Annotated in this window: 17 protein-coding genes; 11 read left to right on the top strand and 6 right to left on the bottom strand. The window is 67.7% G+C overall.

The window, feature by feature from the left end:
• Positions 1–3: 3 nt before the first annotated feature.
• The gene (locus BN4332_RS28840) at positions 4–696 is read left to right on the top strand and encodes a potassium channel family protein (protein ID WP_066903088.1); all 693 of its coding nucleotides are present in this window, start codon (positions 4–6) and stop codon (positions 694–696) included.
• A gap of 10 nt (positions 697–706) precedes the next feature.
• Positions 707–1,006, top strand: a complete 300-nt coding sequence (locus BN4332_RS28835; RefSeq protein WP_066903086.1) for a hypothetical protein — start codon at positions 707–709, stop codon at positions 1,004–1,006.
• A gap of 4 nt (positions 1,007–1,010) precedes the next feature.
• Here BN4332_RS28835 and BN4332_RS28830 read toward each other — a convergent pair whose 3' ends face one another.
• The 4 genes from BN4332_RS28830 to BN4332_RS28815 all read right to left on the bottom strand — a co-directional run bounded on the left by BN4332_RS28830 (position 1,011) and on the right by BN4332_RS28815 (position 5,600).
• The gene (locus BN4332_RS28830) at positions 1,011–2,387 is read right to left on the bottom strand and encodes an NtaA/DmoA family FMN-dependent monooxygenase (protein ID WP_066903084.1); all 1,377 of its coding nucleotides are present in this window, start codon (positions 2,385–2,387) and stop codon (positions 1,011–1,013) included.
• A 12-nt stretch (positions 2,388–2,399) separates the two neighbouring features.
• A complete protein-coding gene (locus tag BN4332_RS28825; RefSeq protein WP_066903082.1) occupies positions 2,400–3,560 on the bottom strand; it encodes an LLM class flavin-dependent oxidoreductase in 1,161 nt (386 codons plus the stop codon).
• Positions 3,561–3,711: 151 nt separating this feature from the next.
• Positions 3,712–4,584 carry a Fic family protein gene (locus tag BN4332_RS28820; protein ID WP_066903080.1) on the bottom strand — a complete coding sequence of 291 codons (873 nt, stop codon included), beginning with the start codon at positions 4,582–4,584 and terminating at the stop codon, positions 3,712–3,714.
• The gene (locus tag BN4332_RS28815; RefSeq protein ID WP_074133218.1) at positions 4,578–5,600 is read right to left on the bottom strand and encodes a putative nucleotidyltransferase substrate binding domain-containing protein; all 1,023 of its coding nucleotides are present in this window, start codon (positions 5,598–5,600) and stop codon (positions 4,578–4,580) included. Before BN4332_RS28815 ends, BN4332_RS28820 begins: the two co-directional genes overlap by 7 nt.
• Before the next feature lie 171 nt (positions 5,601–5,771).
• Between BN4332_RS28815 and BN4332_RS28810 the strand changes: the two genes are divergently transcribed.
• From BN4332_RS28810 to BN4332_RS28775, 8 genes are all read left to right on the top strand, one after another.
• The gene (locus BN4332_RS28810; protein WP_066903077.1) at positions 5,772–7,313 is read left to right on the top strand and encodes an amino acid permease; all 1,542 of its coding nucleotides are present in this window, start codon (positions 5,772–5,774) and stop codon (positions 7,311–7,313) included.
• A gap of 1 nt (position 7,314) precedes the next feature.
• On the top strand, positions 7,315–8,166 hold the full coding sequence (locus BN4332_RS28805; protein ID WP_066903076.1) for an urea amidolyase associated protein UAAP1: 852 nt from the start codon (positions 7,315–7,317) through the stop codon (positions 8,164–8,166).
• Complete coding sequence (locus tag BN4332_RS28800) at positions 8,163–8,783, top strand: urea amidolyase associated protein UAAP2 (protein ID WP_066903073.1); 621 nt, start codon at positions 8,163–8,165, stop codon at positions 8,781–8,783. Before BN4332_RS28805 ends, BN4332_RS28800 begins: the two co-directional genes overlap by 4 nt.
• On the top strand, positions 8,780–10,630 hold the full coding sequence (locus BN4332_RS28795; RefSeq protein ID WP_066903071.1) for a 5-oxoprolinase/urea amidolyase family protein: 1,851 nt from the start codon (positions 8,780–8,782) through the stop codon (positions 10,628–10,630). The genes BN4332_RS28800 and BN4332_RS28795 overlap by 4 nt, the downstream gene beginning before the upstream one ends.
• On the top strand, positions 10,627–12,288 hold the full coding sequence (atzF, locus tag BN4332_RS28790; RefSeq protein ID WP_066903068.1) for an allophanate hydrolase: 1,662 nt from the start codon (positions 10,627–10,629) through the stop codon (positions 12,286–12,288). The genes BN4332_RS28795 and atzF overlap by 4 nt, the downstream gene beginning before the upstream one ends.
• 108 nt (positions 12,289–12,396) lie before the next feature.
• Positions 12,397–13,383, top strand: coding sequence for a hypothetical protein (locus BN4332_RS34735; RefSeq protein WP_235654322.1), 987 nt, complete (start codon positions 12,397–12,399; stop codon positions 13,381–13,383).
• A gap of 20 nt (positions 13,384–13,403) precedes the next feature.
• Positions 13,404–13,610 carry a hypothetical protein gene (locus BN4332_RS28780; RefSeq protein ID WP_066903066.1) on the top strand — a complete coding sequence of 69 codons (207 nt, stop codon included), beginning with the start codon at positions 13,404–13,406 and terminating at the stop codon, positions 13,608–13,610.
• Positions 13,601–14,023 carry a PIN domain-containing protein gene (locus BN4332_RS28775; protein ID WP_066903064.1) on the top strand — a complete coding sequence of 141 codons (423 nt, stop codon included), beginning with the start codon at positions 13,601–13,603 and terminating at the stop codon, positions 14,021–14,023. The genes BN4332_RS28780 and BN4332_RS28775 overlap by 10 nt, the downstream gene beginning before the upstream one ends.
• 20 nt (positions 14,024–14,043) lie before the next feature.
• Here BN4332_RS28775 and BN4332_RS28770 read toward each other — a convergent pair whose 3' ends face one another.
• A complete protein-coding gene (locus BN4332_RS28770) occupies positions 14,044–14,622 on the bottom strand; it encodes a TetR/AcrR family transcriptional regulator (RefSeq protein ID WP_066903063.1) in 579 nt (192 codons plus the stop codon).
• 181 nt (positions 14,623–14,803) lie between these two features.
• Between BN4332_RS28770 and BN4332_RS28765 the strand changes: the two genes are divergently transcribed.
• Complete coding sequence (locus BN4332_RS28765; protein ID WP_066903061.1) at positions 14,804–16,402, top strand: FAD-dependent oxidoreductase; 1,599 nt, start codon at positions 14,804–14,806, stop codon at positions 16,400–16,402.
• Here BN4332_RS28765 and BN4332_RS28760 read toward each other — a convergent pair.
• Positions 16,380–17,279 carry a DMT family transporter gene (locus tag BN4332_RS28760; protein WP_066903168.1) on the bottom strand — a complete coding sequence of 300 codons (900 nt, stop codon included), beginning with the start codon at positions 17,277–17,279 and terminating at the stop codon, positions 16,380–16,382. The two genes, BN4332_RS28765 and BN4332_RS28760, sit on opposite strands and share 23 nt — an antisense overlap.
• Positions 17,280–17,288: the final 9 nt, after the last annotated feature.

Here is a 17,288-nt window from a genome sequence, read left to right as displayed (position 1 = left end):
AAGATGCGAGTCGTGGTCGCCGGCGCGGGCAATGTGGGCCGCTCGGTAGCCCGCGAGTTGCTCGACAACGGCCACAAAGTGTTGCTGATTGAGCGGCTGGATCGACGTTACGAGCCGCACACGGTGCCCGGGGCCGATTGGTTGCTGGCCGACGCCTGCGAGCTGTCGGCCATGGAGGAAGCCGGAATCGAAACCAGCGACGTGCTGATCGCGGCGACCGGCGACGACAAGTCCAATCTGGTGGTCGGCCTGCTGGCCAAGTCGGAGTTCGGCGTGCCGCGGGTGGTGGCCCGGATCAACGACATCCGCAACCAGTGGCTGTTCGGGCAGGACTGGGGGATCGATGTCGCGGTGTCGACGCCCGGTGCCTTGGTGGCCGGCGTCGAGGGCGCCATCGACGTCGGACACCTGGTGCGGCTGATGATGCTGCGCGGCGGTCGGGTCGAGCTGACCAAACTCACGCTGCCGCAAGACAACCCGGTGGTCGGACAGCGGGTGGACCGACTGGACCTGCCCGCCGACACCGCATTGGTCACCGTCGTGCGCGGCGACAAGGTCCGGTTGCCCAAGCCCGATGACGTACTGGAGGCAGGCGACGAGCTGCTGTTCACGGCCAACCGCACCTCCGAGAATTCACTGCTGGCCGCGATCCATGGAGGTGAGTTCCTCCGTGAGGTGGTTTCGGAGGAGCCCTAGGCTCGTCCGCATGGATGCCGAAGACGCCGAGGAAACCGACGCGCCGGAACGCCGGCTGGTGATCAGGGTCAACTCGAACGCCAAGATGTCGCGTGGCAAGGCCGCGGCGCACGCCGTGCACGCCGCCCTCAAGCTGTACGGCATCGAATACGAGCATCCGGTGATCGTGATCGGCGGCAAGCCCGACGAGATCCTGGCGCAGACGGTACATGTGCGCGACGCCGGACGCACCGAGCTGGATCCCGGAACGCTGACCGCGGGGGCGAGCTGGGAGTACAAAGACCGCAGCGCACCCGACGCGCCCGAGTAGGCCTCTAACCCGTTGCGGCCGTGCGTTCCTGACGCGGCCGAGGTGGCTCCAGGCCCAGATGGTTCCGCAGCGTCGTGCCCCGATAGTCGGTGCGGAACACACCGCGCTCCTGCAGCAGCGGAACAACCTGGTCGACGAACGGGTCGAGCCCACCAGGGGTGACGTGGGGCACCAGGATGAACCCGTCACTGGCATCGGATTGCACGAGATGGTCGATGGACTCGGCGATGGTTGCCGCCGAGCCGACGAAGTTCTGCCGTCCCGTCACCTCGATGATGAGTTCACGGGTGGTCAGGTTCTCGGCTTCGGCCTTGGCACGCCACTCGTTGGCGACCGCGATCGGGTCGCGGTGGATCCGCACGCTGGCCCGCCCCTTGGCGATGGTGTTCTCACCCACCACCGGGTCGACCGTGGGCAGCGGCCCGTCCGGGTCGTGATCGCTGAGGTCGCGGTTCCACAGCTGTTCGAGGAACTTGATCGCGGTGGCGGGGGATACCTGGGCCAGGCGCACCTCGTGGGCCAGGTCGGCAGCCTCCTTGTCGGTGTCGCCGAGAACGAAGGTGGCGGCGGGCAGGATCAGCAGCTGATCATGGCGTCGGCCGTACTTGGCCAGGCGACCCTTGACGTCGGCATAGAACTTCTGGCCGTCGTCCAGCGTGCCGTACCGCGAGAAGATGGCATCAGCGGCGGCCGCGGCGAACTCCCGCCCGCGGTCGGAGTCGCCGGCCTGGAAGATCACCGGGCGTCCCTGCGGGCTGCGCGGGACGTTGAACCGACCAGCGATGTCGAAATGGTCGTTGCGGTAGCTGAATTCGCCCGCCGCCGGATCGGACAGGAACTCGCCGGTGTCCTTGTCGGCGACGATCTCGTCACCGCCCCAAGAGTCGAACAAGGCGTGAGCGGCGGCCAGAAAGCTCTCGGCCCGCTCATAGCGCTGGTTCTCGGGCAGGAAGCCGCCGCGCCGAAAATTCTCCCCGGTGAAGGCATCCCATGAGGTGACGACGTTCCAGGCGGCCCGGCCTTCGGAGAGGTGATCGAGCGAGGCGAATTGGCGTGCCACCTCGTACGGTTCGTTGAACGTCGAGTTGATGGTGCCGGTGAGCCCGAGCCGATCGGTGACTGCGGCGAGGGCGGCGAGCACGGTGAAGGTGTCCGGGCGCCCCACCACGTCGAGGTCGTAGATCTGGCCGCCCTGTTCGCGCAGCCGGAGCCCCTCGGCCAGGAACATGAAGTCGAACTTGCCGCGTTCGGCGGTCTGCGCGAACCGGACGAACGAGTCGAATTCGATGTGGCTGCCGGATGCCGGATCGCTCCACACCGTGGTGTTGTTGACGCCGGGGAAATGCGCGGCCAGATGAATCTGCTTGACGGGCTTGCTCATGGGCGGGTCCTGTCAGACGGTCGTGTAGCGGTTGGCGGGCCGGTTCAGGCCGAGCAGTCCGCGCAGGGTGGAGGATTCGTAGGCCTTGCGGAACAGGCCGCGCCGCTGCAGTTCGGGGACGAGCACGTCGCTGATCTGTCGGAGGTCATGGGGAAGCGACGCAGGGCGCAGCCGAAATCCGGTCGCTCCGGCGGTGTGCCAGGCCTGCAGCAGGTCTGCCAGCTGGGCCGGCGTGCCCGCGAAAATCTCGGCGTCGCTGCGGTATTCGGCACCGGCCAGTTCGTCGAGGCGGCCGTGGCGTGCCCGCGCCAGGTCAGGGGTTTCGTCGAGGAAGATCACCAGGTCGGCGAACACCCGCACCGGCGGGACGTCAGTGGGGCGCAGCGCGGCGATGGCGTCGACCAACGCGGTGACCTCCTCGGCACTGTGCGGGGTCACGAAGCCCACATCGGTGCTGCCGGCGATGAGTTGGTATGCGGGGTCGACGTGGCCGAGCGCGGCCACGACCGGTTGGCCCTGCGGTGGTCGTGGGGTGATCGAGGGGCCCTTGACGGAGAACTTCGTGCCATCGAAATCGATGTAGTGCAATTTGTTCCGGTCGATGAACCGTCCCGTGGCCACGTCGCGGATCTCGGCGTCGTCCTCCCAGCTGTCCCACAGGCGGCGCAGTACTTCGACGTAATCCGCGGCCTCGCCGAATAATTCGGTGGTGAGTGTCGCACGGTCCTCGGGCAGGTGAAGACGCCCGAAGTGGGCTGCCGCATCCCGACGGGAGGACACCTGGACCCGGACCCCGGCCCGCCCGGTGCTCACGTAGTCGAGCGTGGCGATGGCCTTCGACGCATGAAACGGCTCGGTGTGGGTGGTGATGACGGTGGGCACCAGGCCGATGTGACGGGTGCGGGGCGCAACACGGGAGGCGATGAGCACCGCGTCGAGCCGCCCGCGAAGCTGATCGGTGCGGTGGTCAGGACGGAACGGATGATCGGACTGCAGGGTGAGTCCGTCTTCGATCGTGACGAAATCCAGCAGGCCGCGTTCGGCCTCGGTGACCAGGTCGGTCCAGTAACCGGGCGTGAGTGTCTCGGTGGGGCGGGCCGGCGGCTCGCGCCAGGATGCCGGGTGCCATCCGGTGCCGTCGAGTGCGACGGCGAGGTGCAGCGGGGTACCCATGACGGTTCTCACTTTCGGTCGCAGTCACTGGCGGCAACGCGAGCACACACCCGGGTAATCCCGCGCGGGAGCCGGTATGTCCGATCAACCCAGTCTGACCTGCTCGAAGTGATCGACGCACGATGATGCGAAACCCCGGTTCGGGAGGCAGTCAGGAAGCCGGTGCCCGACGGCTGTCGCGGTCTCGCAGCCGCCCACGCAGCACGGCGACGAACGGACGCGGGTCGGCGCGCCCATCCCGGCGGAACGGCATCGAGTCTCGGGAGGCGCCGATCCATTCGGAGCGGGACAGATCGTCGAGGTGTAGCCGGCGACCGGCCCGGCCGGCGAGTAGATGCAGCAGCAGGGTCCCGGTGCGTCCATTGCCTTCGCGGAACGGGTGTATCTGGTTGTAGTCGGCATAGATTCGAGCCAGCCGATAGGCCAGCGTGCCGTCGTCGATCTCGGTGCCCTCGCGGGCGATCAGGCTGATCTCGGCGTCGAGCGCCTCCAATGCGCGGGGGATGCGCGCGCTGGATCCGAATGCACTGTCACCTTTGCGCAGTTCGACGATGCGTGGCTCGCCCGCCCAGGCGTACACATCGCCGAACACGTGTTGGTGTAGCGACCGCACGTCCAGGTCGGTGTCCTGGGCGCGCAGATGTACTTGCAGGATGCGGCCCGCGGTCGCCACGAACTCCAGCTGTGCGAGCACCGCGGCATCGAGCACACCGAAGTTGTTGCGCAGCACCGAGGTTCCCGGAAGGAGATATGGCCGGCGCCGCGCGAACACCCGCCGGCGTGGCGGTGGGGCGGGGGCGGGGAGATGGCGCCCGAGGTACTCACCGTAGGTCTCGGTGCCGGTGATCAGACCGGCCAGGGCGGCGATCGCGTCCGGNAGGTACTCACCGTAGGTCTCGGTGCCGGTGATCAGACCGGCCAGGGCGGCGATCGCGTCCGGTGTGGGCTGCCAGCCCTCGAGACGTTCGGCGGCGATGGTCTGGGCCAGGGCATGACGCTCGGCTTCGTCGAGCTTGCTCACCATGTGGAGAACGTCGAGGTCGACGCCAGGTAGTCGAGTTTGCGCCGAACCCCGGTGAGCTCGCGGCCGATGCTGCGCAGGGCGGTGCGGTCCTGTGGCGAGAGCGCCGACAGTTCGACGCGGTCATCGACGGCGCCGGCGAGGGGCCAGTGCGCGGCCCGCATCCGCCACCGGATGCTGGATCCGATCGCATGGCATTTGGCGAGGGCGCGGGCATCCTCGGGGTCGAGGTAGCGCGTACCGGCCGCCGCGCCGATCCGCTCGGCGGTGAGCAGTGCATCGGAACCGCAGCTGAGCGCGGCCCAGCGGGCGATCCGGACGACGGGGTCGACGGCGGCGTGCTTGATGTCGACGCGGCTGTCGCCGCCGGCCAGCGCCCGCAGCCGGGACGGCACGTAGGCCCGCGCGTAGGTGGCGTCCTGCAACATCGCGGACAGCGCCGCCGGATGAGCCCGGGCCGCGATCCCGGCCTGCTCACGCAGGTCGGCGCCGCCGTCGAGGGCGGCGCTGACCGGGACGGCGTCGGCCAGCAGCCCGATCATCACCACGCCCCGGTCGGCCTCCGGGTCGCAGGCCCACCGGCCGATGCCGATCGCCCAGTCCTGGGCGGTGCGGCTGAACCGCACGCGGGAGGCGACCGCGCCGTTGTCGTCGGCGGGAAATCCGCATTGGGCCAGTAGGTCGTGGACGTCGACGGCCTCGGACAGGGCCGATTCCGGTGTGACGCCCGGGCCGCGGACCACCAGGGTTTCCAGGTCCGAACCCGGTAGCGCGTCGCCGCGGCCCACGCTGCCCGAGGCGTACCAGTGACTGACGCCGGTGGTCACCAGGCGCGTCGCCGTTGTCAGTGCGGTGCAGGCCACGGCCGACCACGCCGCGGCGACCGACGCGGCCCCGGGCCGCGCTTCGATGACCGCGCGCACCGCTTCGTGCGCTTCACCGGCCGCGGTTACCAAGGAGTGCTCGCTGTCCGCCGACGCGATGCGCCGGCGGGCAGCGTCCAGCAGAGCCACAGCCATGACGGCGATTCTGGCAGCACACCGGCGCCGTGAGGATTCGGCAACGCAATGCTTACCGCTCGCTACATGAACGAAACACGCGGGTGACAGCTCGGACACGCCCGCGCGCTTATCTATCAAGCGACAGTTAAGGAGCTGGCGGCATCGCCCCCGAGCCTGAGAGAAACGCCTATGACCAGCAGCGCTACCGAGCCACAGCCAGATGTGGCCGGCCGTTTCGGCGATCATGACGACCTGGCCGAGTTCGGTTATGACCAGCAGTTGCACCGTCGGCTCGGCAAGTTCGAATCGTTCGCCGCGGGCTTCTCCTTCGTGTCGATCCTGACCACGATCTTCCAGTTGTTCGGCCTCGGGTTCGGCTTCGGCGGCCCGGCCTTCTTCTGGACCTGGCCCGCGGTGTTCCTCGGCCAGTTCCTGGTCGCGCTGTGCTTCGCCGAACTGGCCGCGCGCTACCCGATCTCGGGCGCGATCTATCAATGGTCGCGACGGATGGGCGGCGAGGTGGTCGGCTGGTTCGGCGGCTGGTTCATGATCCTGGCCCAGATCGTCACCGCCTCGGCCGCGGCGATCGCGCTGCAGGTGGTGTTGCCGTCGATCTGGTCCGGGTTTCAGATCATCGGGGAGGACCCCGCCCTGACCTCGCCGAGCGGCGCGGCCAACGCGGTCCTGCTGGGCACGGTGCTGCTGGTGCTCACCACGACGATCAACTGCCTTGGCGTCAAATGGATGTCACGCGTCAACAGCGCCGGGGTGGTCTGCGAGATCGTCGGCGTCATCGCGGTAATCGGAGTGTTCTTCACCCACGCGCAGCGCGGACCCCAGGTGGTGTTCGACACCGGTCACGCCGGCGGCCAGCCCGGCTACATCTGGGCGTGGATCATGTCGGGCCTGATGGCCGCCTACGTCATGGTCGGATTCGGCTCGGCGGGCGAACTCGCCGAGGAGACGCGCAATCCTCGCCGCGTCGCACCCCGCACCATCCGCCTGGCCCTGTCGGTCTCCGCACTCGGCGGCGGGCTGATGATCCTGGGCGCCCTCATGGCCGCCCCGAGCTTGACCGATGGTCGCCTGGCCACCGAGGGGCTGCCGTACGTGCTCGACACCGTGCTGTCCTCGCCGTGGGGAACCGTGCTGCTGATCGACGTCTGCATCGCGATCATGATCTGCACCTTGGCAATTCAGACCGCCGCCTCGCGGCTGATGTTCTCGATGGCCCGCGACGGGCGACTGCCGACCTCATCGATCCTGTCCCGGGTCAACACCCACACCGGCACGCCGATCTGGCCGTCGGTGCTCATCGGCCTACTGTGCATCGGGGTGTTGTTGGTCAACGTCGGCAACTCGGCGATCTTCGCGACCCTGGCCAGCGTCTGCATCATCTTGATCTACCTGGCTTACCTGCTGGTGACCGCGCCGCTGCTGTACCGGCGGCTCAAAGGCTGGCCGACGCAACGTAATCAGGTGGACGCCGAAGGGCTGCCGCTGTTCTCGCTCGGCAAGTTCGGCATCGCGGTGAACGTCCTGGCCGTGCTCTACGGCGCGGTGATGATCGTCAACCTGGGGTGGCCTCGCGCCGAGATCTTCAACCCCACCGGGGAATTGCCGATCCTGCAATGGGCCGGCCCGCTGAGTATCGCCGTCGCCGTCCTCCTGGGCGCGGTGTGCTTCCCCCGCGGCAAGACCCACCCCAACCCCGTCACGATCGGAGCCTGAGATGAACATTGCGACGCCCGCACCGGCGACCACCGCGACGACCGCAGGTGCCCGCGACCACGCCCGCGCCCAGGCCGGGGCGATCACCGATTCGATGCCCGTCGTGCCGGCGTCCCGCTGGCCGACACCGCCCGAAGGTATCGCACCCGAGCAATTGACCTGGGCCGAAACGGTTCCCGGTGGCCGCTACACCAGCAAGGTGCTGGCCCGCGGCACCCGGTTGCGGCTGCGCGACCTGGACGGCACCGCCTGTGCGCACCTGCTGCTGTGGCGAGCCGATGCCCCGTGGGAGCGGCTCAACGTTGCCGACACCGTGAAAGTGCCGTGGCAGGCTTACCTCACGACCGGGCACCCGCTGCTCAGCGACCAGGGGCGGGTATTGGCCACCGTGGTCTCCGACACCTCGGCTCACCACGACGCCCTGTGCGGAACCACGACCCTGTCCGGTAACACGGCCAAATACGGTGCGGGCGAGGTGGAGTCGCCCAGCCCCGCCGGACGCGAGCTGCTCGCGCTGGCGGCGCTCAAGAACGGGCTGACCCGCCGTGACGTGGCGCCCAGCGTGTCGTTCTTTCACGGTGTCCGGGTCGAGGCCGACGGCGCGCTGGTGTCCACCGGATCGGCCGGCGCGGGCAGCGTCGTCGAACTGATCACGCATCTGCCGCTGATCGTGGCGATCGCCAACACCGCCCACCCGCTCGATCCGAACCCGCAGTTCCGCGTCGGCTCCCTGGAGCTACTGGCCTGGTCGGCGCCCACCGACCTGGCCGAGATCGGCGCCACCCTCGGCGACCGTGACCCCGAATACCAACGCGCCTACCTGAATTCCGAAGACGTCTGGAGTGCCCGATGACTGTCACCGCCGCCCACACCGTCGTCGATGAGATCGTCGCGCCACGTGCACCCTGGTCGAAGATCGTGCGTGCCGGCGACGTGCTGACGATCGTCGACCTGCACGGCAACCAGGCCGTCGACACGTTGTTCTACGGGGCGGCCGACCACACCGTGCGCTACAGCGCCCCGGCCACCATTGCGGCACAAGGCAACATCTTCCTCACCACCGGATCGGTGCTGCGCGACAGCGACGGTGCACCGATGCTGACCATCGTCGACGACGAGGTCGGCAACCACGACACCCTCGGCGGCGCGTGCTCGCAGGAATCCAACACCCTGCGCTACGGACACCACACCAAACACCAGCACGCCTGCGTCGAGAACTTCGTCGGCGAAGGTGCCCGGTGGGGGCTGGCCAAAGCCGACATCGTCAGCAACATCAACTTCTTCATGAACGTGCCGGTGGATCCGGACGGTTCGCTCGGCATTGTCGATGGCCTGTCGGCCCCGGGCAAGTCCGTCTCGATGCGGGCCGAGATCGACACCCTGGTACTGGTGTCGAACTGCCCACAGATCAACAACCCGTGCAATGGTTTCGATCCCACGGCCGTGCGGATGATCGTGACCCGCCCATGAGGGAGTTCCTTTCTGCTCCTCGCGTGCGCACCATGGAGATCATCCGGCCGGGAATGGCCACCACCGTTCAGGATTGGCCGGGACGCGCCGGGTACTGGCAGATCGGGGTGCCACCGTCGGGACCGATGGACGACGTGTCCTTCCGGTTGGCCAACATCGCCGTGGGCAATCCCGAGGGCGCGCCCGGGTTGGAGGCCACCATGGGTGGACCGGCGCTGCGTTTCGACACCGACACCTGGGTATGCGTGACCGGTGCGCCCGCGCCGGTCACGGTCGATGGACGACGGGTCGCGCAATGGGTGCCGGTGCTGGTCGCTGCCGGGCAGGTGCTGGACGTCGGCATGGTCGAGGGTCCCGGCTTGCGGATCTACCTCGCGATGTCCGGGGGGCTGCAGGCCGACGAATATCTGGGCAGTGCCGCCACTTTCACGTTGGGCCGGTTTGGCGGCCACGAGGGGCGGGTGCTCGCGGTGGGGGACAAGCTGGAGATCAACGACGCCCCGACCGGTACCCGCCGTCGAATCCTGTTCGAGGAGCAACCGGCGATCGTCGGCCACTGGAACATCGGGGTGACCGTGGGCCCGCACTCGGCGCCGGAGTTCTTCACCCGCAACGACATCGACACCCTGCTCAATCATGACTACGAGGTGCACTTCAACTCCGACCGCACCGGTGTCCGGCTGATCGGACCGAAACCGGAATGGGCCCGCCCCGACGGCGGGGAAGCCGGCCTGCACCCGTCGAACATCCACGACAACGCGTATTCGGTGGGATCGCTCGATTTCACCGGGGACACCCCGATTCTGCTCGGCCCCGACGGGCCGAGCCTCGGTGGCTTCGTCTGCCCGGTCACCGTCGTCGCCGCCGAGCGCTGGAAGCTCGGCCAACTCGCACCCGGCGCGACGATCCGGTTCGTCCCGGTNGTCGAGTACGGCGAGATGCGGCTGGACCTGGCGTTGCGGGCCCGCGCCCACGCACTGCACCACGCCCTGGAAGAGCATCGCCCGGACGGCCTGATCGATCTCACGCCCGGGATCCGTTCGCTGCAGGTCAAGGTGGATCCGGCCCGGCTGCCGCAGTCCACCCTGGTTCCGCTGCTCGCCGAGATCGAGGCGTCGCTGCCCGCCGCACAGGATTTGGTGGTGCCGAGTCGCACGGTGCGGCTGCCGCTGAGTTGGGACGATCCGTCCACCCGCGAGGCGATCGAACGCTACATGCACGGCGTGCGTGCCGACGCACCGTGGTGCCCGTGGAACATCGAGTTCATCCGCCGGATGAACGGGCTGGAATCGGTCGACGATGTGCACCGAATCGTCTATGACGCCGAATATCTGGTGCTCGGCCTCGGTGATGTGTACCTGGGGGCTCCCGTCGCCACGCCGTTGGATCCGCGGCATCGCCTGGTCACCACGAAATACAACCCGGCCCGCACCTGGACCCCGGAGAACGCCGTCGGCATCGGCGGGGCGTATCTGTGCATCTACGGCATGGAGGGTCCCGGCGGATACCAGTTCGTCGGGCGTACGACACAGATCTGGAATCACCGCCATCCGTTGGTCGCCCAGGGGTTCGACCCCGAACACCCCTGGCTGTTAAGGTTTTTCGACCGGATCCAGTGGTACGCGGTCTCCGCGGAGGAGTTACTGGACCTCCGCGCCGACATGGCCGCCGGACGGGGCCGGGTCGAGATCACCGACGGGACATTCTCTCTGGCCGAGCACGAGCACTTCCTGACCGCCAACGCCGCTGACATCGCCGCCACCCGCGCGGCGATGGAGACGGCGCGTACCGAGGAGCGTGAGCGGTGGGCAGCGGCAGGAGAATTCGCACGAAAGGAGTCTGCATGACCCGGATTGCCGAGATCTATCGGAACATCGAAGGCAGTGGCCGTGACGAAGTGTTCATCTACCTGCGCTCGCAGGCCGAGGTGGAAACGGACCACCGTGCGGCGCTCGCCGCCGGCGGCCCGCTGGCCGGGTTGGTGCTCGCGGTCAAGGACAACGTCGACGTCGCCGGATTACCAACCACTGCGGGATGCCCAAACTTCAGTTATATTCCCGATGCCGACGCACCGGCGGTCGCCGCTCTCAAGGCCGCCGGTGTTGTCGTCATCGGCAAGACCAATCTCGATCAGTTCGCGACCGGGCTGGTGGGTACGCGTAGTCCCTATGGGGCTGTGCGCGATTCCCGTCGACCTGACTACATCTCCGGCGGTTCGAGTTCTGGATCGGCGGTGGCCGTCGCCCTCGGCTTCGCCGACATCGCGATCGGCACCGACACCGCGGGCTCGGGACGGGTGCCGGCCGGGCTGCAGGGCATCGTCGGGATCAAACCCACCGTCGGCGTCGTCTCCACCCAGGGCGTAGTCCCGGCGTGTGCCAGTTATGACTGCGTGACGATCTTCGCGGCGGATCTGGCCACCGCACAATCGGCCATGGCCATCATGAGTGCCGGTGCCCCGCAACGGCAGTGGCCGGCCGACGTGTCCTTCGCGGCCCCGGTGACCCCCCGCATCGCGATTCCCGACGTGTTATCGGGGCTCGACGACGAGTGGCAGGCCGCGTTCGGCTCCGCCGTGTCTCAGGCGCGGGAAGCGGGGTTCGAGGTCGTCCCGATCCCGATGGACGATTTCTTCGCCGCCGCCGATCTGCTCTACAACGGTGCACTGGTCGCCGAAAGGTGGGATGCGGTAGGGGAGTTCGTCGATGCCGCGGGCGCGGACACCGGGTTGGATCCGACGGTGGCGGCAATCATCACCGCGGCGGGGAAACATTCGGCCGCGGACCTCCTGCGCGACCGCAGGCGAGTCGACGAGTTGCGGCGTCGAGCACTCGCTCTGCTTGCGGGCTGTCACGCACTCATGGTGCCAACCGCTCCCGAGCATCCCCGCATCGACGAGGTGGCCGCCGACCCCGTCGGGGTGAACGCCCGGATGGGCCGGTACACCAACTTCTGCAATCTGTTCGACATGTGCGCCATCGCGATTCCCGCGGGGGTCGTGTCCGACGGCGCCCGGTTCGGGATCACCCTGCTGGCACCGGGTTTCCACGACGGCGTCGTCGCCGATCTGGCCGCGCGATTCCTCGACGCCCCGTCGACGGCCACCTGGCCGGAATCCGGCGGTGCACCGCTGACCGAACTCGCGGTGTTCGGCGCCCACCTGCGCGGGCAGCCGCTGGAACACCAGCTCACCAGTCGGGGCGCGCGCTGGGCGGGGCCCATCACCACCGCACCGTACTACCGCCTGTACGCACTCGACACGGTGCCGCCCAAGCCGGGCCTGACCCGCGTCGACGAGGGCGGGGCACCGATTGTCGGCGAGCGGTGGCTGTTGTCCCCGGCCGCCCTCGGCGAGTTCCTCGCCGAGCTACCCGCCCCGATGCTCCTCGGCAAGGTGGAACTCGACGACGGCCGGTGGATCACCGGATTCGGCTGCGATCACGTCGCTCCCACGCATGGACGTGACATCACTGAGTACCGGGGTTGGTTGGCCGCGATGGCGTGAGTTCTGGGGATGAATTCCGCGTTGGGGATAACTCGTCGATCAGCTGGCTGTCTGTCGGTGGGTAGCGAGACCGTTGTCGCAATCATCCCTGCGAACAAGGAATGCGACATGGGTAACCGGGCCAACTTTGTGATCGTCGAAAACGGTAAGTGGCAGTTGCACTACGACCATTGGGCGGGTTGCCGCATGCTCGACTCTCTGGCGTTCGGGCCGGATTTCGCGCTGCGATATATCAGGGGATTGCGAGCTTGCGAGCCCACTGATTGGACCTGCCCGCTGTGGGCCGACGGCGGAGCGGTCCTCGATGTCGACGGCCGCCGGTTGCTGTTCTTCGGTGACGAATTGATGTGCGACATGCCTATCCGCCGCGCGATGATGGAGGTCTTGGCGAAGATGTGGCCTGACCATGCCGTCGGGTGGGCTTACGGCGGGACCGCGGAGCTTGCGGCTTATGTCGGAGCCGATCCGCGAGCAGGTCGAGACCTGCACCCTCCGAACCTGAAACTCGCTCGCGGTCGGGGCGGCCTGTGCCATGTGGTGTCGGTGGCCGATAGTTCTCGACAGGTGCGCCTGTGGCCATTGTGGTGGGGCGTCAGTTCCGCACGGCACGGCCCAGCGATGTTGGAGCTCTTGCCGGGCAAGGGTTTGACCCGCCTCAAGCTTGGCCAGATTCCGGTGGGCGGTGTGCACATCGATGTCGAACGACAACGCGTCGGAGTCTGGTACACCGATGAGCCGCAGGACCTCTTCGACCGCCTTCCCGGGCTGTGGCCGGGTTGGCAGACGGAATGTTGGGACGACCGCTACGAGGAGCACGTTGCGGTGTGTGGTGGCAAGCTGCGGGTGCCCGCGCTGGATCTTCGTGCTGGGGTGGTGGCCGGCCGAGATTGGATATACAAGCGTGTCAACCAGAGTTTCGAGGACTCTCCGGCCGGTGCGATTCTGCGCATCGCGAGCCTTGTTTCGCCACTTGCGCCTGGCCTGAAGGTCGGCGCTGACGCGGTCATGGGTTCTCCGTCACGGCCGAGCACCGCGGAATGGGCGCGGTTCGAAGAGGCCTGCTCCCTCGTCGGGCTATATACTCAAAGTGCCTGATGTATATACGGGAGGCCTCTATGACGAAACGCCTGATCGACATCGATGACGATTTGCTCGCCGCTGCGCAGCGTGAACTCGAAACCACTGGGATTGCAGACACGGTCCGATCGGCATTGCGGTTTGCAGCAACGCGATCGGCCCGCGTGCGGCAGGCGGATTGGCTGTCCTCGGGCGGATTGGCATCGCTGGCGGAGAAGCGCGACAGGGACGAGGTATGGCGCTGACGGCACGGTTTCTCATTGACACCAGCGCAGCCGCCCGGATGGCACAGCCGACCGTCGCGGAACGACTGCGCCCGTTGATCGAAGCAGGCCTGGTGGCCACGTGTGCGGTACTCGACGCCGAGGCGCTCTTCAGTGCCCGGTCGGCGGACGAGTATGCGCAGTTGCGCGCGGACCGTCGCGATGCGTACGAATATCTTCCGACGGATGATGAACACTGGCAGTCGGCCTTCGACGCGCAGTTCCGGTTAGCGCAATCTGGCCGGCATCGGGCGGTGGGCATTTCCGACCTGTTGACGTCGGTGATCGCAAGTCGTCACCGGTTGACGGTGGTGCACTACGACGCTGACTTCGAAATCGCAGCCTCGGTACTGGATTTCGAGCAGGTGTGGGTGGCCGACCCTGGAGGGTATTGAGCGGCAGGCTGATTGACGGATCACCCCCCGGGGACGATCAGCGACACCATGGTCTCGAGCTGGCGGGCCATCTGCCGGTAGCTCATCGAACCCGATTGCGCCTGCAGCAGGGCACCCCAGAATACCGACTCCAAGGTGGCGAGTACCTCCGGCCAGGCGCCGCCGCCCAAGGCCGCGGCGATCCGGCGTTTGACCTCGGCGGCGATCCGTAGGCGCACGTCGGCGACCACCACGTCGTCGGTGCTCACCAGCGCGTGGGTGCAGGCGCGCGCCAGCCGCGGCTCATCGGCCATCACGAGGGTGATGGCGGCAAGCTGTTCGCTCACCTGACTGGTGGCATCGCCCTCGGGATCGATGTCCAGCGGCAGCTGCATGACCCGGTCCAGGTACAGCTCGGCGAACACCACCTCGATCGACGGGAAATGTGCGTAGAGCGTCGCGGGGGCCAGCTTGGCGCGGGCGGCCAGGGCCGGCACCGAGATGTCGGTGTCGGCATCGAGGAGCTGAGTCGCGGCACCGAAGACGCGCCGGTGTGTGCGGAGGCGCTGACAGTGGGCGTCGGGTAGGCGCGTGACCGTTGCCACCACTGGCCTGGACATGTGTCCAAGGTATAGCCGACGGTTGGCATTGGCAAGGAATCGATGAAACTGCCTGTATTGCCTTATTTTTCTAGCTGTACTAGAGGCAGGTATCGACTGCTGGTTGATCGTTTGGCGCCGAGTTCGAGTCGCTAAACCGGACAGGTGTCCAGTACGCTCTGCGCTGAGTGAAGGAGGGCCGATGGCTTACGTGATCACGCAGAACTGCTGCAAGGACGCCAGCTGCGTTCCGGTATGCCCGGTGGACTGCATTCGCCCTGCCGAGAGCGGCCTCGATTCCGCCTCGGCCGAGATGCTCTACATCGACCCGGAATCGTGCATCGACTGTGGCGCCTGTTTCGAGGAGTGCCCGGTCGGTGCAATCCACTACGAAGAGGACCTACCGGCCGAACTGCGGCGCTTCAAGGACCTCAATGCCGCCTACTTCGAGCGGCATCCCCTCGAACCGGTGAGCCCACCCGCACCGGCTGCCCGTGCCCGGGTCGACGCGGGATCGCTGCGGGTGGCCATCATCGGATCCGGACCGGCCGCCTGCTACGCCGCCGCCGAACTGATCGACGTAGACGGTGTCGAGGTCAATCTGTTCGAGCGACTGCCCACACCGTTCGGACTGATACGCGCGGGGGTGGCACCCGACCACCAACACACCAAATCCGTCGTCGGCATCTTCGAGCGGGTGTTCACCAACCCGCGGTTCGCCGGCCATTTCAACGTCGAGGTCGGCCGCACCATCAACCACGGCGAGTTGCTGGCCCATCATCATGCGGTGATCTACGCGGTGGGCGCGGCCATCAGCCGACAACTCGGCATCCCCGGCGAAGACCTGGTAGGCCATCACGCCGCGGCGGAGTTCGTCGGCTGGTACAACGGGCATCCCGATCACGCCGGCCACCAGTTCGATCTGTCGGGCGAGCGTGCGGTCATCGTCGGCAACGGCAACGTGGCGCTCGATGTCGCCCGGGTGTTGTTGATGGACCGGGCCACGCTCGCCGCCACCGACGTCGCCCAGCACACCCTGGATGCCTTGGCCGACAGCGCAATCCGGGAGGTGGTGATCCTGGCCCGGCGCGGTATCGCTCACGCGGCGTTCTCGGCGGGGGAGTTCCTCGCCCTCGGGCATCTCGACGGCGTCGATGTCGTCGTGGACCCGGCTGACCTACCCGACGACGACGCGCACGACGACGTCGAAACCTCGTTCAAACTCGCCATCGCGCGCGAGTACGCCGAGCGCAGCCCGACGCCCGGCAACAAGCGTGTGGTGTTCCGCTTCGGCGCCGCTCCCGTCGCCATCCTCGGTACCGAGCGTGCCGAAGGACTGGAAGTCAGCAGCGCCCGGGGTGCCGAGGTGATCGAAACCTCGTTGATCCTGCGGTCGATCGGCTACCGCGGGCTGCCGGTCGCGGGGCTGCCGTATGACGAGGACTCCGGGACGGTGCCGAACGAGTGCGGCCGCGTCGTCGACGGTGCACCGGTGCCCGGCACGTACGTGACCGGCTGGATCAAACGGGGACCGCGCGGGGTGATCGGCACGAACCGGCTGTGCGCCGAGGAGACGGTCGCGCAGCTGTGGGCGGATTTCGGTGCGGGTCTGCTAGCCCGTGACATCGCCGGCCGCGAGTCGCTCGACGCGCTGTTGGCCGCCCGGGGTGGCGAGCCCGTCGGCTGGCAGGGCTGGCGCGCGATCGACGCCGCCGAGCGGGATCGGGGTGCGCAAACTGCGCGGCCTCGGGTGAAGTTCGTGTCGATCGAGGAGATGCTCAGCGCGGGCTTGCGGGGCTGACCTCGGACTCGATCTGGGGGTCGGGGTCGCGGGTGGTGCGGGTCGCCAGGATCGATCCGGCCAGGATCAGTGCGAGCCCGGCGACGTTGTACACCGTCAGCGGTTCGCCGAGCACGATGACGCCGGCGGCCAGGGCGACCGCCGGGTTGACGTAGGTGAAGACCAGCGCCCGGGCGCCGCCGACCTCCCGGATCAGCGCGAAGAACACCACGAACGCCAGTGCAGTGCAGATCACCGCCAGCGCTGCCAGCGCGATGAGCACACGCCGTGACGGCATCTGGTCGGGCCAGGTCAGCGCTGCGGGCGCGGTGTAGATGAGCGCCGCGATCGTCAGGCACGCGGCAGTCAGCGGAAGGGTGGGCACGTCACCCAGGTAGCGCGCGGCGATCAGCGGAGCGATCGCGTAACACGTTGCCACCAGCAGCACTTCGGTGACCGGCCAGGTGTGCCCGCCGGCCAGGCCGGGCCCGGCGAGCACTGCCACCCCCGCGAGCCCGATTGCGAGACCGGTAATTCGCTTGGCGCTCAGGCGTTCTCCACCGGTCAAGCGGTCCAGAACCGCGGCGATGATCGGCGAGGTGGCGATCAGCAGGCCGGTCAGCGAGCTGCTGAGGTGCCGTTCTGCATCCGAGAGCAGGTACCACGCCGCGATGATCTCGAAGAACGCGAATGCCAGCACCGGGCGCCAATGCGCAAGCACAGGCGCCCAGGCGGCGCGCGACATCACCAGCGGCAACAGCACGGCGGCGCCGACGGCGGTGCGGGCCAGCACCAACACCGGCACCGATACGCCCTCGACCGCGATCTTGATCAGCAGGTACGGGATGCCCCAGATGATGCTCATCGCACCCAGCAGCAGCCAGCCCCGCACACTCACCCGGTCCAC

This window comes from Mycolicibacterium houstonense (assembly GCF_900078665.2).
Classification (GTDB): Bacteria; Actinomycetota; Actinomycetes; order Mycobacteriales; family Mycobacteriaceae; genus Mycobacterium; species Mycobacterium houstonense.
Note: the sequence above shows the minus strand (reverse complement) of the source record. Positions and strands in the feature narration are given on the sequence as shown.